The organism is Mesorhizobium sp. M0626 (assembly GCF_040320665.1).
Classification (GTDB): Bacteria; Pseudomonadota; Alphaproteobacteria; order Rhizobiales; family Rhizobiaceae; genus Mesorhizobium.
Genome location: NZ_JAMYQD010000002.1, coordinates 255,400 through 273,290, shown reverse-complemented (window position 1 = coordinate 273,290; position 17,891 = coordinate 255,400). Strand labels below are relative to the sequence as shown.

The 17,891-nt window shown below is 63.9% G+C and carries 15 protein-coding genes; 14 read left to right on the top strand and 1 reads right to left on the bottom strand.

The window, feature by feature from the left end; genetic code table 11:
* From murG to NKI37_RS03330, 12 genes are all read left to right on the top strand, one after another.
* Complete coding sequence (murG, locus tag NKI37_RS03385; RefSeq protein ID WP_023705550.1) at positions 1–1,125, top strand: undecaprenyldiphospho-muramoylpentapeptide beta-N-acetylglucosaminyltransferase; 1,125 nt, start codon at positions 1–3, stop codon at positions 1,123–1,125.
* Positions 1,125–2,531 carry a UDP-N-acetylmuramate--L-alanine ligase gene (murC, locus tag NKI37_RS03380; RefSeq protein ID WP_023668277.1) on the top strand — a complete coding sequence of 469 codons (1,407 nt, stop codon included), beginning with the start codon at positions 1,125–1,127 and terminating at the stop codon, positions 2,529–2,531. Before murG ends, murC begins: the two co-directional genes overlap by 1 nt.
* Complete coding sequence (gene murB / locus NKI37_RS03375; RefSeq protein WP_027050618.1) at positions 2,528–3,493, top strand: UDP-N-acetylmuramate dehydrogenase; 966 nt, start codon at positions 2,528–2,530, stop codon at positions 3,491–3,493. The genes murC and murB overlap by 4 nt, the downstream gene beginning before the upstream one ends.
* Positions 3,494–3,796: 303 nt before the next feature.
* On the top strand, positions 3,797–4,723 hold the full coding sequence (locus NKI37_RS03370; protein ID WP_023668279.1) for a D-alanine--D-alanine ligase: 927 nt from the start codon (positions 3,797–3,799) through the stop codon (positions 4,721–4,723).
* Positions 4,711–5,652, top strand: a complete 942-nt coding sequence (locus NKI37_RS03365; RefSeq protein WP_352790968.1) for a cell division protein FtsQ/DivIB — start codon at positions 4,711–4,713, stop codon at positions 5,650–5,652. The genes NKI37_RS03370 and NKI37_RS03365 overlap by 13 nt, the downstream gene beginning before the upstream one ends.
* Entirely contained in the window at positions 5,649–6,956 is a 1,308-nt protein-coding gene (ftsA, locus tag NKI37_RS03360) for a cell division protein FtsA (RefSeq protein ID WP_023682133.1), read from the top strand. The genes NKI37_RS03365 and ftsA overlap by 4 nt, the downstream gene beginning before the upstream one ends.
* Positions 6,957–7,022: 66 nt before the next feature.
* Positions 7,023–8,681, top strand: a complete 1,659-nt coding sequence (ftsZ, locus tag NKI37_RS03355) for a cell division protein FtsZ (protein ID WP_023712437.1) — start codon at positions 7,023–7,025, stop codon at positions 8,679–8,681.
* Between the two features lie 271 nt (positions 8,682–8,952).
* The gene (lpxC, locus tag NKI37_RS03350) at positions 8,953–9,900 is read left to right on the top strand and encodes a UDP-3-O-acyl-N-acetylglucosamine deacetylase (protein WP_023668283.1); all 948 of its coding nucleotides are present in this window, start codon (positions 8,953–8,955) and stop codon (positions 9,898–9,900) included.
* 262 nt (positions 9,901–10,162) lie between these two features.
* Complete coding sequence (locus tag NKI37_RS03345) at positions 10,163–11,032, top strand: outer membrane protein assembly factor BamD (RefSeq protein WP_023668284.1); 870 nt, start codon at positions 10,163–10,165, stop codon at positions 11,030–11,032.
* 218 nt (positions 11,033–11,250) lie between these two features.
* Entirely contained in the window at positions 11,251–12,924 is a 1,674-nt protein-coding gene (gene recN, locus NKI37_RS03340) for a DNA repair protein RecN (protein WP_352522173.1), read from the top strand.
* Between the two features lie 111 nt (positions 12,925–13,035).
* Positions 13,036–15,240 (top strand): NAD-dependent DNA ligase LigA, encoded by a 2,205-nt coding sequence (gene ligA, locus NKI37_RS03335; protein ID WP_352790965.1) that lies wholly within the window; start codon positions 13,036–13,038, stop codon positions 15,238–15,240.
* The gene (locus tag NKI37_RS03330; RefSeq protein ID WP_023668287.1) at positions 15,240–15,932 is read left to right on the top strand and encodes a DUF2461 domain-containing protein; all 693 of its coding nucleotides are present in this window, start codon (positions 15,240–15,242) and stop codon (positions 15,930–15,932) included. Before ligA ends, NKI37_RS03330 begins: the two co-directional genes overlap by 1 nt.
* Positions 15,933–15,954: 22 nt before the next feature.
* On the opposite strand, the gene NKI37_RS03325 is transcribed toward NKI37_RS03330, so the two are convergent.
* Positions 15,955–16,713 carry an SDR family NAD(P)-dependent oxidoreductase gene (locus tag NKI37_RS03325; protein WP_352761907.1) on the bottom strand — a complete coding sequence of 253 codons (759 nt, stop codon included), beginning with the start codon at positions 16,711–16,713 and terminating at the stop codon, positions 15,955–15,957.
* Between the two features lie 115 nt (positions 16,714–16,828).
* Between NKI37_RS03325 and NKI37_RS03320 the strand changes: the two genes are divergently transcribed.
* Both NKI37_RS03320 and NKI37_RS03315 read left to right on the top strand, forming a co-directional pair.
* Positions 16,829–17,557, top strand: coding sequence for an AzlC family ABC transporter permease (locus tag NKI37_RS03320; protein ID WP_023688041.1), 729 nt, complete (start codon positions 16,829–16,831; stop codon positions 17,555–17,557).
* Positions 17,554–17,850: an AzlD family protein gene (locus NKI37_RS03315; protein WP_023688042.1), complete on the top strand. Its 297-nt coding sequence runs from the start codon at positions 17,554–17,556 to the stop codon at positions 17,848–17,850. The genes NKI37_RS03320 and NKI37_RS03315 overlap by 4 nt, the downstream gene beginning before the upstream one ends.
* The last annotated feature ends 41 nt before the right edge of the window (positions 17,851–17,891 follow it).

Below are 17,891 nucleotides of genomic sequence, written 5' to 3'. Positions count from 1 at the left end.
ATGGCGCGGGGTGTCATCCTTCTCGCGGCTGGCGGAACCGGCGGACATCTGTTTCCGGCCGAGGCGCTGGCGCATGAGCTGATCGAGCGCGGCTGGGGCGTGCATCTGGCGACGGACGACCGCGCCGAGCGCTTTGCCGGCCATTTCCCGGCCGCCGCCATCCATCCGATCCAGTCGGCGACGATGGGCTCGAAAAACCCCGCCGCTCTGCTCGGAGCGTTCTGGAAGATCTGGCGCGGCGTGCGCCAGGCCTCTGCCGTCATCGCCAGGATCAAGCCTGATGCGGTCGTCGGCTTTGGCGGTTATCCGACCTTGCCACCGCTCTATGCCGCGACGCGGCGCAAGCTGCCGACGCTGATCCATGAGCAGAACGCAGTGATGGGCCGCGCCAACCGGGCGCTGTCCGGGCGTGTCGATGCGATTGCCGGCGGCTTCCTGCCGCAAGATGAAAGTGCCACAGGCGCCAAGACGGTGACGACAGGCAATCCGGTCAGGCCGCCAATCCTGGAGGCGGCCAAGACGCCCTACACCGCATCCAAAGGGGCGGATCCGTTCAGGCTCCTGGTGTTCGGCGGCAGCCAGGGCGCGCAGTTCTTTTCCGACGCCATGCCGACGGCGATCGCACTTCTGCCGGAGGCGCAGCGCAAGCGGCTGGTGATCACCCAGCAGGCCCGCGCCGACGACGTGGCGCGGGTGAAGGCCGGCTATGCGGCACTCGGCGTCCATGTCGAGGTCTCGCCCTTCTTCACCGACATGGCACAGCGCATGGGCGCGGCGCATCTGGTGATCTCGCGCTCCGGCGCCTCGACGGTTTCGGAGATCGCCGTCATCGGCCGGCCGGCGCTGCTGGTGCCTTATCCCTATGCGCTGGATCACGATCAGGCGGCGAACGCAGCCGCCCTTGCCGCGGCGGGCGGCGGCGAGGTGCATCCGCAATCGTCACTGTCGCCGGAGCGCATCGCGGCTCTCATTGGCGGGCTGATGGACACTCCCGAGCGGCTGACGGCCATGGCTGCCGGAGCGAAGTCGGCTGGCCGGCCGAACGCGGCACGGTTGCTCGCTGATCTCACAGAGGCTATTGCGTCCAGAAAAACCGTTTCGGATTTCAGGAAAGGGACGCATTGATGAAGATGCCGCAGACCATCGGCCTTGTGCATTTCATCGGCATTGGCGGCATCGGCATGAGCGGCATCGCCGAGGTTCTGCACAATCTCGGCTACAAGGTGCAGGGTTCGGACCAGGCCGACAGCGCCAATGTCCAGCGGCTGCGCGACAAGGGCATCGAATGCTTTGTCGGCCACAAGGCCGAGAATATCGGCGCGGCCGAAGTGGTGGTCGTCTCCACCGCGATCAAGAAATCCAATCCCGAGCTGAAGGCCGCGCGCGAAAAACTGCTGCCGATCGTGCGCCGGGCCGAGATGCTGGCCGAACTGATGCGCTTCCGCCAGGCGGTCGCGATCGGTGGCACGCATGGCAAGACCACAACCACGTCGATGGTGGCGACGCTGCTCGATGCCGGCGGGCTCGACCCGACGGTGATCAATGGCGGCATCATCAATGCCTATGGCACCAATGCCCGTATGGGCGATGGCGAGTGGATGGTGGTCGAAGCCGACGAAAGCGACGGCACCTTCCTCAAGCTGCCGGCCGAGATCGCCGTCGTCACAAACATCGATCCCGAGCATCTGGACCATTATGGCAGTTTCGACAAGGTGCGCGAGGCGTTCCGGCAATTCGTCGAGAACGTGCCGTTCTACGGTTTTGGGGTGATGTGCACCGACCATCCGGAAGTACAGGCGCTGGTCAGCCGCATCGAGGACCGCCGCGTCATCACCTATGGCGAGAACGCGCAGGCCGATGTGCGTTTCACCAACCACCGGATGGCCGGTGCCGTCTCGGCATTCGACGTGGTGATCCGCGACCGCAAGACCGGCGGCCAGACGACCATATCGGATCTGCGGCTGCCGATGCCCGGCCGCCACAACGTCTCCAACGCCACCGCCGCAATTGCGGTCGCGCATGAACTCGGCCTATCGGCCGAAGCGATCAAGAAAGGGCTGTCGTCCTTTGCCGGCGTCAAGCGGCGCTTCACCCACACCGGCTCGTGGAACGGCGTCGACATCTTCGACGATTACGGCCACCACCCGGTCGAGATCACGGCGGTGTTGAAAGCGGCGCGCAGCGCCACCAAGGGCCGCGTCATCGCCATTGCGCAGCCGCACCGCTTCACCCGGCTGCACGATCTGTTCGACGAGTTTTCGGTCTGTTTCAACGATGCCGACACGGTGATGGTGGCGCCGGTCTATGCGGCGGGCGAGGAGCCGATCGACGGCGTGACCTCGGAGGCGCTGGTGTCGCGCATCCGCTCCGGGGGCCATCGCGATGCGCGCTACGTCGAAACCCCTGCCGCGATTTCGCCCGTCATCCGCGCGTTGGCGAAACCGGGCGACTTCGTCATCTTCCTGGGCGCCGGCAACATCACCCAATGGGCCTATGCGCTGCCTGGGGAACTCGGCGGTACCGTCTCATGATGCGCGGCCAGGACCTGCTCGACAAACTTGGCGACCGGCTTGCCGGCCTGCGCGGCCGCATCACGCCCAATGCCGAGATGGACAAGATCACCTGGTTCCGCGCCGGCGGTCTGGCGGACGCCCTGTTCCAGCCGGCCGACGAGGAGGATCTGGCTGCCTTCCTGCGCGCCGTGCCGGAGGACATCCCGCTCACCATCGTCGGTGTCGGCTCCAACCTCCTGGTGCGCGACGGCGGCATTCCGGGTTTCGTCATCCGGCTTTCGGCCAAGGGCTTTGGCGAAGCCGAGGTGGTTTCGCCGACCGTCATCAAGGCCGGTGCTGCGACGCCCGACAAGCGCGTCGCGGCCGTCGCTTATGAGGCCGGTATTGGCGGCTTTCATTTCTATCACGGCATTCCCGGCGCCATCGGCGGGGCGCTGAGGATGAATGCCGGCGCCAATGGCGTCGAGACGCGGGAACGTGTCGTCGAGGTTCGGGCGCTCGACCGCAAGGGCAATCTCCACACCCTCAGCAATGAAGACATGGGCTATGCCTATCGTCACTCGGCCGCACCTGCCGGGCTGATCTTCACCTCCGCCGTTTTCGAAGGTGTTCTGGAAGACCAGGAGGCGATCAAGGCGGCCATGGACGCCGTCCAGACGCATCGCGAGACGGTGCAGCCGATCCGCGAGAAGACCGGCGGCTCGACCTTCAAGAATCCGGAAGGCACCTCGGCCTGGAAGGAAATCGACAAGGCCGGCTGCCGCGGGCTGATGATCGGCGGCGCGCAGATGTCGCCGATGCACTGCAACTTCATGATCAACACCGGAACAGCGACCGGATACGACCTCGAATATCTCGGCGAGACGGTGCGCGCCCGCGTGCTTGAAAATTCAGGCATCCGCCTGCAGTGGGAAATCAAGCGGCTCGGCAATTTCCGCCCCGGCCATGCCGTGCAGGAATTCCTCGGACAGCTTCTTTAGCGCAAGCTGAAGTTCATGTAATGCTTGAACTTCAAACGGTCTGAAACAACAGCGCCACCGTTGCTCCAAAGACTCACAACACGCTTTTTCCGGCCGTTTTCGCGGAAAGTGAATCTGTCGGAATCATAAGCACTTGCCAGCGAATCAACTCTCTGATTCTCTGCCTTAAAGCGTTTCCTGATTTGAGTCGTTCGACGCGTCGACCGCGTTTTCCGTCTGGGGGGGCAACCTGCCGGGAGACTCGGACTCAATCTGGTCGCTGAATGCGTGGTTGCGGGCCCGCCGTGAGAGGGATGACGGGATATGAAGAACAAGCATGTGGCTGTCCTCCTGGGCGGATTCTCGTCCGAGCGGCCCGTGTCTCTGTCTTCGGGAAAGGCGTGTGCGGATGCGCTTGAGAATGAAGGCTACCAGGTTACCCGCGTCGATGTTGCGCGCGATGTCGGCGCCGTGCTCACCGAACTCAAGCCCGATGTCGTCTTCAACGCACTGCACGGCCCGTTCGGTGAAGACGGCACCATCCAGGGCATCCTCGAATATCTGGCCATTCCCTACACCCATTCGGGCGTGCTCGCCTCGGCGCTCGCCATGAACAAGGAGCAAGCCAAGAAGGTCGCCAAGGCTGCCGGCATCGCGGTGGCGGAATCGAAGGTTGCCAGCCGCTTTGCCATCCAGAACAAGCATCCGATGAAGCCGCCCTACGTGGTCAAGCCGGTCAATGAAGGCTCAAGCTTCGGCGTCGTCATCGTGCATGAAGGGCAGTCGCATCCGCCGCAGGTCATCGGCTCGTCCGAATGGAAATATGGCGAGACCGTCATGGTCGAGCGCTACATCCATGGGCGCGAGCTGACCTGCGCCGTCATGGGCGACGTGGCGCTCGGCGTCTGCGAGATCATTCCGACCGGCCATTCCTTCTACGACTATGATTCAAAATACGTCGCCGGCGGATCAAAACACGAAATCCCTGCTAAAATTTCATCAAATATTTACCAAAAAATACAGACACTGGCGCTCAAGGCACATCTGGCTATCGGCTGCCGGGGCGTTTCCCGATCGGACTTCCGCTATGACGACCGTCACTCCGAAAACGGCGAGATTGTCTGGCTCGAGATCAACACTCAGCCGGGCATGACGCCGACGTCTTTGGTGCCTGAAATCGCTGCCCAGGCCGGGCACTCGTTTGGCGAATTGTTGAGTTGGATGGTGGAGGACGCTTCGTGTCTGCGTTGAAATGGGGGCAGGACAAGGGCAGGGGCGGCGCCGGGCCGGCGCTGTTCGGCATGCCGTTGTCGTTCGACCATTTCGTGCTGCCGCGCGTGCTGCGCCGGCCGGTGCGCGTGCTGGCGCGCCTGGGCGGCGGCGACTTCGTCGCGCCGCGCTTTTCCGCGGCCATCCTGTCGGCTTCGCTCATTGCATCAAGCAGCCTCTATGGCGCCATTCTCGGCGGTCATGCCGACGACATCGTCCAGAGCATCACCGCCCGGACCGGCTTTGCCGTCGACCAGATCAAGGTGGTCGGCAACCGCCAGACTTCGGAGATCGACATACTGGACCGGCTCGAGCTCGACGGCTGGACGTCACTGATCGGCTTCGATGCCGAGGCCGCGCGTGAACGTATTGATACCTTGCCCTGGGTCGAAGTGGCGGCGGTGCGCAAGGTCTATCCACATACGCTGGAAGTGCGTGTCGAGGAGCGCGAGCCCTTCGCGCTCTGGCAGCAGGGCGCGGAGCTTTCGGTCGTCGAACGCTCCGGCGCGGTGATCGCGCCGTTCTCCGGCGGCAAGCAGGCGCTGCTGCCGCTGATCATCGGCACCGACGCACCGGCCAAGGCGCCCGACTTCGTGGCCAAGATCAAGAAATTTCCCGAGCTCGCGGCTCGGGTCAAAGGCTATATCCGCATCGGCGAACGGCGTTGGGACCTGAAGCTGGAAAACGGCATCACGATCAAGCTGCCCGAGGATGGCGAGGATCAGGCGATTGCCGACCTGGTTCGGATGGACCACGATAACGGCCTTCTGACGCGCGATATCGCCGCCGTCGACATGCGCATCTCCGATCGCCTGGTGGTGCAGCTGACGCCGGAAGCGGCGACGCAGCGCCAGGCCGCGCTCAATGAAAAGCCGCAAAATCTGAAGCGCAAGTCGGGGACGAAGATATGAGCTGGCTTGGCGGCAACAGCGATGCCTCTTCGCGGCGTTCCGGCACGCTCACAGTGCTGGATGTCGGCTCGAGCAAGGTTTGCTGCGTGGTGGCGAAACTGAAGCCGCGCGAGGACGGCAAGCTGTTGCGCGGCCGCTCGCACCGCATCCAGGTGATCGGCATCGGCCACCAGAAATCGCAAGGCGTGAAGTCGGGCGTGGTCGTCGATCTCGACCGCGCGGAGCACGCCATTCGCCTGTCCGTCGACGCAGCCGAACGCATGGCGGGACTGACCGTGGATTCGCTGATCGTCAACATGACGGCCGGCCGGCTGAAGAGCGAAACCTATTCGGCCACCATCAATCTCGGTGGCCATCAGGCCGACGAAGCCGACATCAAGCGCGTGCTTGCCGCCGGCGCCAAGCAGGCGCTCAAGGCCGAACGCGACGTGATCCATTCGCTGCCCGTCGGCTTTTCGCTGGACTCCGAGCGCGGCGTGCGCGATCCGCGCGGCATGGTCGGCGACCAACTCGGCGTCGATATGCATGTACTGACGGGCGATGCCGCGCCGCTGCGCAATCTGGAGCTCTGCATCAACCGCTCGCATCTTTCGGTCGAGCGCATGGTGGCGACGCCCTATGCCAGCGGGCTTGCGGCCCTGGTCGACGACGAACTGGAAATGGGTGCGGCCTGCATCGACATGGGCGGCGGCACGACGACCATCTCGGTGTTTTCGGAAGGCAAATTCGTCCACGCCGATGCCATTGCCATCGGCGGCAATCATGTGACGCTCGATATGGCCAAGGGCCTGTCGACCTCGCTCGACGCCGCGGAGCGGCTGAAGGTGATGCATGGTTCGGCGCTGCCTGGCAGTGCCGACGATCGCGACCTGGTCTCGATCCAGCCGATCGGCGAAGACGGCGAGATGCCGCTGCAGATCCCGCGCTCGGTGATGACGCGCGTCATCCGCGCCCGCATCGACGAGACGCTGGAACTGTTGCGCGACCGGCTGAACAAGTCGGGCTACGGCAATGCCGTGGGAAAACGCGTCGTGCTGACCGGCGGCGCCAGCCAGCTTGCGGGTCTCCCCGAGGCGGCGCGCCGCATTCTGGGACGCAATGTGCGCATCGGACGCCCGCTCGGCGTGGCGGGCCTGCCGGAAGCTGCCAAGGGGCCGGCTTTCTCGACGGCGGTCGGGCTGCTGATCTATCCGCAGATGGCGAGCTTCGAGAGCCATCCGGCGAAAGGAATTTCCGGTCTCAGGATGACCGGGACGGGCGGAAAACTGCATCGCATGAGTCAGTGGTTGAGAGACAGTTTCTAATTGACGGGGACAGCCCCATAGGCGGCCGCGGCGGCGAAGCGGCGGGAAAGGCAAAGGACGGAGACAATGACGATCAATCTGCAAAAGCCGGACATCACCGAGCTCAAGCCGCGGATCACCGTATTCGGTGTCGGCGGCGGCGGCGGCAATGCCGTCAACAACATGATCACCGCGGGCTTGCGCGGTGTCGAGTTCGTCGTGGCCAACACCGATGCACAGGCGCTGACCATGTCGAAGGCCGAGCGGCTGATCCAGCTCGGCGCGCATGTCACCGAGGGGCTCGGCGCCGGCTCGCAGCCTGAAGTGGGCCGTGCGGCGGCGGAAGAGTGCATCGATGAGATCATCGATCATCTCTCCAACACCCATATGTGCTTCGTCACCGCCGGTATGGGTGGCGGCACCGGAACCGGTGCGGCTCCCGTGGTTGCCCGCGCGGCGCGCGAACGGGGTATCCTCACCGTCGGCGTCGTCACCAAGCCGTTCCATTTCGAAGGCCAGCGCCGCATGAAGACGGCGGATCTCGGCATCGAGGAGCTGCAGAAATGTGTCGATACCCTGATCGTCATCCCCAACCAGAACCTGTTCCGGCTGGCCAATGACAAGACCACCTTTGCCGACGCCTTCGCCATGGCCGACCAGGTTCTCTACTCCGGTGTTGCCTGCATCACCGACCTGATGGTCAAGGAAGGTCTGATCAATCTCGACTTCGCCGACGTGCGTTCGGTGATGCGCGAAATGGGCAAGGCGATGATGGGCACCGGCGAAGCTTCGGGCGAGGGCCGCGCGATGGCCGCCGCCGAGGCGGCGATCGCCAATCCGTTGCTCGACGAGACCTCGATGAGGGGCGCCAAGGGCCTGCTGATCTCGATCACCGGCGGCCGCGACCTAACCCTGTTCGAAGTCGACGAGGCCGCGACCCGCATCCGCGAGGAAGTCGATCAGGACGCCAACATCATCCTCGGCGCCACCTTCGACGAGGAACTCGAAGGCGTCATCCGCGTCTCGGTGGTCGCCACCGGCATCGACAAATCGGCAGCTGAAATTGCCGCGGCGCCGATCTCGATCCGGGCCGTGCCGCCGCAGCAGAAGCCGGTCAGCCGCCCAGCGGCTCCGGGGGCGGAAGGCCGTCCGGCACCGGTCCAGCAGCAGACCTATGAGCAGCGCGCGGCCGATCCGGTGGCCGAGGCGATCCAACTTGCCGAGGCCAATGCGGCGGCAATGGCTCGTCCGACGCCGATGGCCCAGGCGGAAGATTTCCGCCCGCAGAGCAAGATCTTCCAGGCCCCGCCTGCCCAGCCGCAGCCTGTCGTGCAGCAGGTGATGCAACCGGCGCCGATGCGGGAAATGCCGCAGCCGGTGGCTGCCGCACCGCAGCGCATGCCGCGGGTGGAGGATTTTCCGCCGGTTGTGCGGGCCGAGGTGGAAGCCAAGGGCCGTCCGGCCGACCATGAAAACAGCGGGCCGATGGGGCTGCTCAAGCGGCTGACCAACGGACTGACGCGCCGCGAAGAAGAGCCGGCCCGGTTGCAGCCGGCACAGCCGCGCGAACCGAAACTGCGCCAGGCGGCGCCGGAAATGCGCCGCCTTGCCAGCCAGGATCCGCAGCTTTACGCGCCGCGCCGCGGCCAGCTCGACGATCAGGGCCGGTTGACGCCGCAGACCAGGTCGACCCAGGAAGACGACCAGCTGGAGATACCGGCTTTCCTGCGCCGCCAGGCCAACTGAGCCGTTAACGGTATGTAACACTTGTTAACAGGCAGACGAGAGGTTGTCTGCCTGTTAACGTTTAAAGGGGTTTAATAACAAGGCGTTACGATGTGACGCTCAAGGTCTGTCGCGGTTACACAGAGTAAGAAACCGTGATTTGGAGTCTCCCTGACAGACCATTATCTTTGCCGCAGCACTTTCGGTGTGCTGGGATTCGGGGAAGTGGCCCTGCCTGCCGATAAAAAAGAGCCGCGCCTTTTGGGTTAAAGCGGACTTAGGCGTTTGGGCTATGGGGTTTGTCTTGCAAGACTATCAGACGACACTGAAATCGCGTGCAACGCTGACCGGTACCGGCGTTCACAGCGGCAAACCGGTCACCGTCAATTTCCTCCCTGCGGACGCCGACACCGGCGTGCTCTTCCACCTTTCGAACGGAAGCGAGAGCCGCGAGTTCCGCGCGCTGGTTGCTGAAGTCGGCGCGACCGATCTCTGCACCATGCTCGGCGATCCGGCAGGCGAGCATATCGCCACCGTCGAACATCTGATGGCGACGCTTTTCGGGCTCGGCATCGACAACATCGTCATCGAGATCGACGGTCATGAGGTTCCGATCCTCGATGGCAGTGCGGTGGCGTTCGTGGAAGCCATCGACCAAGCCGGCATCGAGACGCTGGCGGTCAAGCGCCGCTACATCAGGGTGGTCAAGCCCGTCCGCATCGAGAATGGCGCGTCCTGGGCCGAGTTCAGGCCCTATAGCGGCACGCGCTTCGAGGTCGAGATCGATTTCGAAAGCCCGGCGATCGGCCGCCAGCTATTCGCCTCCGACATCAACCCCGACATCTTTCGCCAGGATATCGCGCGCGCCCGCACCTTCGGCTTCATGAAGGATGTCGAGCGGCTGTGGGCGGCCGGCTATGCGCTGGGCTCCTCGCTGGAGAACTCGCTGGTGATCGGCGACGACAACCGGGTGATCAACATGGGCGGCCTGCGCTACCCCAACGAGTTCGCTCGCCACAAGACGATGGACGCGATGGGCGATCTGGCGCTGGCCGGCGCCCGTTTCATCGGTTGTTTCCGCTCCTATCGCGGCGGTCACCGGATGAATGCGGCTGCTTTGCGGCGGCTTCTGTCCGACCGTTCGGCCTTCGAGGTCGTCGAGACCACGCGCCGCGAGCGCGGCCGCACCGCCGAGATGAGCGCCGTCACCGGCCCTGTCTTTGCACCTTGGGTGATCTGATTCTTAACGTATTTCTGGCTTTCTGAACGCTGGCCGGTGTTGCACGGATGCATCACCGGCCGTGAAAGTGCATAGCTTTCCGGGCAACACCAAGCCGCCACAAAAATGTGCGATTGGCTAGACATAGCGTTGCTGGGCAAGGCAGTTATGGTTTATGGCTGCTGCCGTCTGTTAGGCGCATGTCGCTCAAAAGTGGGGATCAGTTTTGAGGGAACGCCATGCGAAAGGCATTGAACTAACGCCGAAAGGGCGCAATCCAATCATGTTCTTCAAGCGAGTTGGTCAATCGAAAGCGCCGTATCGGGCTGTTTTCCTGGCGCTTTCGGTGGTTGTGCCATCGCTGTTCCTCTCGGCCTGCATGTCGTCCGAGAAAGACGTCGACCTGTCGACCTATGTCGACCAGACCGAACCGGCCGACGTCCTTTACAATCAAGGCCTTGCCAATCTCAATGCCGGCCGCCTGGATGAGGCGAGCAAGAAGTTCGACGCCGTCGACCGCCAGCACCCCTATTCGGAATTCGCCCGAAAGTCGATGGTGATGGGCGCCTTCGCCGACTACCGCGCCGGCCGTTATGACGAAGCGATCGGCTCGGCAAAGCGCTATCTGACGCTTTATCCGTCGACCGACGACGCGGCTTACGCCCAGTATATTATCGGGCTGAGCTACTACAAGCAGATCAAGGACGTCACCCAGGATCAGAAGGAAGCACGCCAGACCGTGCAGACGATGCAGGATCTGGTGACGCGCTGGCCGACGTCGGAATATGTCGACGACGCCAAGGAAAAGATCCGTTTCGCCAACGACCAGCTGGCCGGCAAAGAGATGCAGATCGGCCGCTATTATCTCGAGCGGCGCGAATACATTGCTGCCGTCAAGCGCTTCCGCAACGTTGTCGAGAACTATTCCAACACCCGCCATGTCGAAGAGGCGCTGGCGCGTCTGGCCGAAAGCTACTACGCGATGGGCTTGACCTCGGAAGCGCAAACCGCCGCTGCTGTGCTCGGCACCAATTATCCCGACAGCCAATGGTACAAGGATACCTACAAGCTGTTGCAGAGCAACGGGCTTGAGCCGCGCGAGAATGCCGGATCGTGGATATCCAAGGCCGGCAAGCTGATCACCGGCGCCTGACGCCCGAGCATCGACTGAGGCGGAACGCGCTTTTCGGATTGATCCGACGCTCAAACAAAAAGATAGTGCGGCGCTGCGACTCCATCGGTCGCATGCCGCTTCACAGCGGTTCAGTGGTTTGATTGAGGCGCTGAACCGTCCTAACTTTTTGTTCTACGCAATTCCGGACGGAAAACCGCTACGCACTTTTCCTGGAATTGCTTGAGGTCCGGGTTCTGATGCTTTCCAGACTGTCGATCCGCGATATCGTCCTGATCGAGAAGCTGGATATCGACTTCCAGCCCGGCCTTTCCGTGCTGACCGGTGAAACCGGCGCCGGCAAATCCATCCTGCTCGACGCGCTGTCGCTGGCGCTTGGCGCGCGCGGCGACGCCTCGCTGGTGCGCCACGGTGCTGCCCAGGGCCAGGTAATTGCCGTCTTCGATGTGCCGCGCAACCACCCGGTGCGCGCGCTGCTGGCCGAAAACGCCATCGAGGATGACGGCGACATCATCCTGCGCCGGCTGCAGACCGCGGATGGCCGCACCCGTGTCTTCGTCAACGACCAGCCGTCCAGCGTCACCCTGATGCGCGACATCGGCCACGCGCTGGTCGAGATCCACGGCCAACATGACGAGCGCGCTCTGGTCGATCCCGGCGCCCATCGCGAATTGCTGGACAGTTTTGGCGGCCATCTGGGCGCTGCCCGCGCGACCGGCGAGGCTTGGCGCTATTGGCGCGACGCCGAGCAGGAGTTTGCCAGGCACCGCGCCAAGGTCGAGGCAGCGGCGCGCGAGGCCGATTATCTCAGGGCCTCGGTGGCGGAACTGGCAAAGCTCGATCCGCAGCCCGGCGAAGAGACGCAACTGGCCGAATTGCGCGCCACGATGATGCGGGCCGAAAAGATCGCCTCGGAAATACACGATGCGCAGGATGTGCTGTCAGGCCCGTCCTCGCCACTGCCGCAACTGGCCAGTTTGCTCAGGCGCCTGCAGCGCAAGGCCAGCGAAGCGCCGGGCCTGCTCGAGGATGTGGTGAAGTCGCTGGATGAGGCGATGCTGTCGCTGGATGCCGCGCAATCGGGCGTCGAGGCGGCATTGCGCGCCACCGAATACGACCCGCAGCGGCTGGAGAAGGCGGAGGAGCGGCTGTTTTCGCTGCGTGCGGCCTCACGCAAGCACAGTGTGGCCGTCGACGATCTGGCGCAACTGCGCGACACCATGTCCGCCGATCTCGCCGATCTCGATGCCGGCGAGGGGCGCCTGCATCTCTTGGAAAAGCAGGCCTCAGCGGCGCGCGAAGCCTACGATATTTCCGCAGCCCAGCTCTCCGCGCTTCGCCACGCCGCGGCGGTCGGTCTGACCAAGGCTGTGATGGCCGAACTGCCGGCGCTGAAGCTCGAACGGGCCGAGTTCATCGTTGAACTGGCCAGCGATGGCGAGAACCGCATGGAAGAGGGCATCGACCAGGTCGAGTTCTGGGTGCGCACCAATCCCGGTACCAGGCCCGGCCCGATGATGAAGGTCGCTTCCGGCGGCGAGCTGTCGCGCTTCCTGCTGGCGCTCAAGGTGGCGCTGGCCGACCGTGGCTCGGCGCCGACATTGGTCTTCGACGAGATCGACACCGGCGTCGGCGGCGCCGTGGCCGATGCGATCGGCCAAAGGCTGGCCAGGCTGTCGAAGCGCGTGCAGGTGCTGTCGGTCACGCATGCTCCGCAAGTGGCGGCGCGCGCGGCAACGCATTTCCTGATTTCCAAATCCGGTGGCACCGACAGGGTCGCCACCGGCATTGCCGAGATGGACCGGGCGGCGCGCCAGGAAGAGATTGCGCGCATGCTGGCCGGCGCCACCATCACCGAAGAGGCGCGCGCAGCCGCCGAACGGCTGCTACGCGAGAATATTGCTGCAGCGTAGTCGTCGCAAGGCTTTCGGACTGAGTCAGGATATGGCTCCATCCCGCTGTTCAGGAATGCTTTTTCCGAAATCCTGATTTATGGTGTCGCGCCACTGTCCAGGGACCGCTGCATGTCTGAAAAACCAGTCGAATCGTTGAGCGAAAGCGAAGCCGCGGATGAGCTCCAGCGGCTGGCCGAGGAGATCGCCGGTCATGACAGGCGCTATCATGCCGAGGACGCGCCGACGATTACGGACGCGGAATATGACGCGCTGCGGCGGCGCAACCTTGCCATCGAGGAGCGGTTTCCCGGTCTGGTACGCGAGGATTCGCCCTCGCTGCGGGTCGGCGCCGCGCCGGCGGAAGGCTTTGCCAAGGTGCGCCATGCGGTGCCGATGCTCAGCCTCGCCAAGGCCTACACAGACGAGGACGTCACCGATTTCATCGAGCGTGGCCGGCGCTTCTTCGACCGCGACAAGGATCTCGACATCGCGTTTACGGCCGAGCCGAAGATCGACGGCCTGTCGGCGTCGCTGCGCTATGAACGCGGTGTGTTCGTGCAGGGTGCTACGCGTGGCGACGGCGCTGTCGGCGAAGACATCACCGCCAATCTCAGGACCATCGCCGACATCCCAGCCAAGCTGAAAGGATCGGGCTGGCCCGAGACCATCGAGATCCGCGGCGAAGTCTACATGACCTATGCGGAATTCGAGGCACTGAAGGCCCGCTCGGCGGCGGTGGGCGGCCAGGACTATGTCAATCCGCGCAACACGGCAGCGGGCTCCTTGCGACAGAAGGATGCGTCCGTCACCGCCAGCCGCAATCTTAAATTTTTTGCCTATGCCTGGGGCTACACGACAGCGGATCCGGCGCCGACCCAATACGATTCGGTGCAGAAATTCGCCGAATGGGGGTTCAAGGTCAGCCCGCTGATGGTGCGGGCGAAGTCTGTCGAGGAGCTGATCGCGCACTACCACAAGATCGAGGAGCTGCGTTCGTCGCTCGGCTACGACATCGACGGTGTCGTCTACAAGGTCGACCAGCTGGAATTGCAGCGTCGCTGGGGCTTTGTCACCGGTGAGCCGCGCTGGGCCGTTGCGCACAAATTCCCGGCCGAACAGGCGATGACGATGGTGCAGAAGATCGACATCCAGGTCGGCCGTACCGGCACGCTGGCGCCGGTGGCGCGGCTGGCGCCCGTCACGGTCGGCGGCGTGGTGGTCGAAAACGTCACGCTGCACAATGAGGACTACATCAAGGGCTTCGACAGCAACGGCCTGCCGATTCGCGACGGCATCGATGTCCGCATCGGTGACACGGTTGTCATACAACGGGCGGGCGATGTCATTCCGCAGATCGTCAGCGTGGTCGTCGACAAGCGGCCGGCTGATGCGGTGCCTTACGAATTCCCGCACATTTGTCCGGTCTGCGGCTCGCCGGCGACGCGCGAAATCAACGAAAAGACCGGCAAGGAGGATTCGCGCCGGCGCTGCACCGGCGAGCTGATCTGCGCCGCCCAGGCCGTGGAACGGCTGCGTCATTTCGTGTCGCGCGGCGCGCTCGACATCGAGGGGCTGGGCGCCGAGAATATCGACCTGTTCTTCAATTCGGGACTGGTCAAGACCGCCGCCGATATCTTTACCCTGAGGGATCGCCGCCCGGCCGTCACCAGGGCGCTGGCCGAGCGGCGCGAGGAGCAGGCGCGGCTGCGCGAGGCGGCATCGGGCAAGGCGCGCAAGAATGTGCGCGGTGTCGAGGACCGCAATTATGAAGGTCTCGACAAGCTGTTCGCGGCCATCGATTCGCGCCGCCAGCCGGAGCTCGACCGCTTCATCTTCGCACTCGGCATCCGCCATATCGGCGAAACGACGGCGGCCGTGCTTGCCCGGACGTTTTCGACCATCGAGGAGCTGATCCGCGTCGGCAAGGAAACGGCGGCGGCTGAGGATCCGCACAGCGTCTTCCCCTCCATCAACGGCATTGGCGATACAGTGATCGATGCGTTGCGCGATTTCTTCGGCAATGAACGCAATGACGACGTGCTCGACAGACTGCTCGAACAGGTCAAGCCGAAGCCGTATGTCGTCACCGTGTCGACCGACAGCGAGGTTGCCGGCAAGACCATCGTCTTCACCGGCACGCTGGAAAAGATGACACGCTCCGAAGCCAAGGCGATGGCCGAACGGCTCGGCGCCAAGGTGGCGGGTTCGGTGTCGGCGAAGACCGATCTGCTGGTGGCCGGGCCGGGCGCCGGCTCCAAACTGAAGCAGGCCAGCGAACTCGGCGTCGAAGTCATCGACGAGGACACCTGGCTGCAAAGGGTCGGCAAGGCGTGATGGCCGGTTCGTTCAAAGGGTTCGGGCAAAAAGCCATCCCGTTCCTCAAGGCGCTCGACTTCCACCAGAGCCGCGAATGGTTCCAGGAAAACCGCGCGCTTTACGACAGCGAGTTGCATGAGCCGTTCTGCGATCTGGTCGAGACGCTGACCGAGCGCTTCGCGGCGGCGGGTCTGGGCTTGCGCGGAGACCGCAAGAAATCGCTGTTTCGCATCAACCGCGACGTGCGCTTCGCCAAGGACAAACGGCCCTACAACCAGCATTTGTCGGCCATGCTGTCACCGGATGGCACCAAGATGGAGCAGGGCGTGTTCTTCGTCTATGTCGGGATCGACCGCTGCTTTGCCGATGTCGCCTGGTGGAATCCGGAGCCGTCCCTGCTGCTGGCGATGCGCAAGGCGATCATCGCCCGGCCGGCCGACTTCCGAAAACTGCTTTCAACCCTTAGGAAAAACGGCTTCGAACTCGAAACCGAGGGCCGCATGAAGCGCACGCCGCGCGGCTTCGAGCAGGTCAACGAACCCGATCTTGTCGACGCCATCCGCAACCGGCACTTCTATGTCCAGCACATGATCGATCCGGCTGGAATTCACGCGCCGACGCTGGTCGACGAGCTTGTCGATTTCGCCTTGCGCGCCAAGCCGCTGCTCGACTGGGGCAGGGCGATCCAGGGCACGGCACCGCGGAGCTAAATCAGCCCCGCGCGCTGCACGGCTACATCCGCATCAAAAGACCGCCGTCGACTGCCAGTTCGATGCCGGTGATGTAGCTTGCCGCATCGGAAAGCAGGAAGAGCGTGGCATTGGCCATGTCCTGCGGCGTGCCGATGCGGCCGAGCGGCGCATAATTGGCAACGGCCGCGCGTTTCTCCTCGGTATCCCAGCGCGCCTGCAACGGCGTCAACGCCATGCCCGGGCAGATCGAATTGGAGCGGATGCCATCGCCCGCCAACTGCATGGCGAGCGACTTCGACAGCGCACAGACGCCGGCCTTCGATGCCTGGTAGGCATCCTGCGGGGTCGGATCGCCGCGATACCACTGGATGGTGGAGAAGTGCACCATGGCGCCGCCGCGTCCGCCGGCCCGCATATGGGGAACCACCGCCCGCGCGGTGTGGACGAAGGATTTCAGATTGATGTTGAAGACCTGGTCCCAGACATCGAGGTCCATCTCGAGGGCCGATTTGTCGCGACCGAACCAGAGCACGCCTGCGACATTGGCGAGATAATCGATGCCGCCGCGCTTGCGGCCCGCGGCATTGATGGTCTGCTCGACAAAGGCGGCGTCGGTAAGGTCGCCCTGGGCAAAGGTGAGCCGGTCGTCATAGGCGGCAAGCGACGCCGGACGCGGCTTGACGTCGATGGCGGTGACCGAGGCGCCGGCCTCGAGCAGCGCCAGCGAGATCGCCTCGCCCATGCCGCCACCGGCGCCGGTGACGACTGCGTGCCTGCCGGTGAAATCATAAGCGATCATCCGAACCCCTTACCTGTTTTTACAACATCAGTTTCGCTGATTTGTTGGCTCAAGCGAATTCGTCTGACTTTTCAAACGCCGGCTCCTACATAGCAGCGCGAGATGGGAATGTGACATGTCGGCAGAGACCTTAAGCGAAAATTCCGTGGCCAGCGACTTCTGGGACGGCGTGCGGCTGTCGATGCCGGTGGTTGTCGCCGCGGCGCCATTTGGGCTGCTGTTCGGCGCCATCGCCGTCGACAACGGCTTTTCCGTTCTCGAAGCTTTCTTGATGAGCGCGCTGATCTTCGGCGGCGCCAGCCAGATGGTCGGCATCGAATTGTTCGGCCAGCATGTCGCGCCATGGCTGATCGTGCTGTCGATCTTCGCGGTAAACTTCCGTCACGTGCTTTACTCCGCCAGCATCGGCCGGCGAATCGCGCACTGGCCGGTTATCAGCCAAGCGCTGGGCTATTTCGTGCTCACCGATCCGCAGTTCGCGGTGGCGGAGCGCAAGGCCGAAGCCGGCGAGACCGTTGGCTTTGCCTGGTATATGGGCCTTGGCCTGCCGGTGTATGTGTTCTGGGGGATCGAAAGCGCGCTGGGCGCGGTTTTCGGCAAGCTGATCCCCGACACGCATGCGCTCGGCATCGATTTCCTGCTGCCGATCTATTTCCTCGGGCTGGTCATGGGCTTTCGCAAGCGGCCGCTCTGGCTGCCGGTGGTGATCGCCAGCGCCGCCGCGTCGATCATTGCCTACCAAACTGTGGGATCGCCCTGGCACGTCTCCGTCGGCGCCGCTGCCGGCGTGCTTCTGGCCGTCATCCTGCCGCCGCACCATAGCGGCGTGGAGGCAAAACGATGAGCGCGACTTTGTGGATCATCATTGCCGGCGCGCTCGCCACCTATCTCACCCGCGTCGGCGGCCATCTGGTGATCTCGCGTTTCGACCACATCCATCCACGCGTCGAGGCCGGCTTGAACGCAGTGCCGGCGGCGGTGCTGACGACGCTGGTGGCGCCCGCCGCACTCAGCGCCGGACCGGCGGAATGGGCGGCACTGGTCGTCGCCGCTGTGGTCTCGCTGCGCGGCGGCCTGATGGCGATGTTTCTGGCCGGGGCGGTGGTGCTGATCCTCGCCCGGCAGTTTGTGGCATAGGGCGCCTGCGCGCGGAACAGTTTCGAACTGTCGGCGCCGCC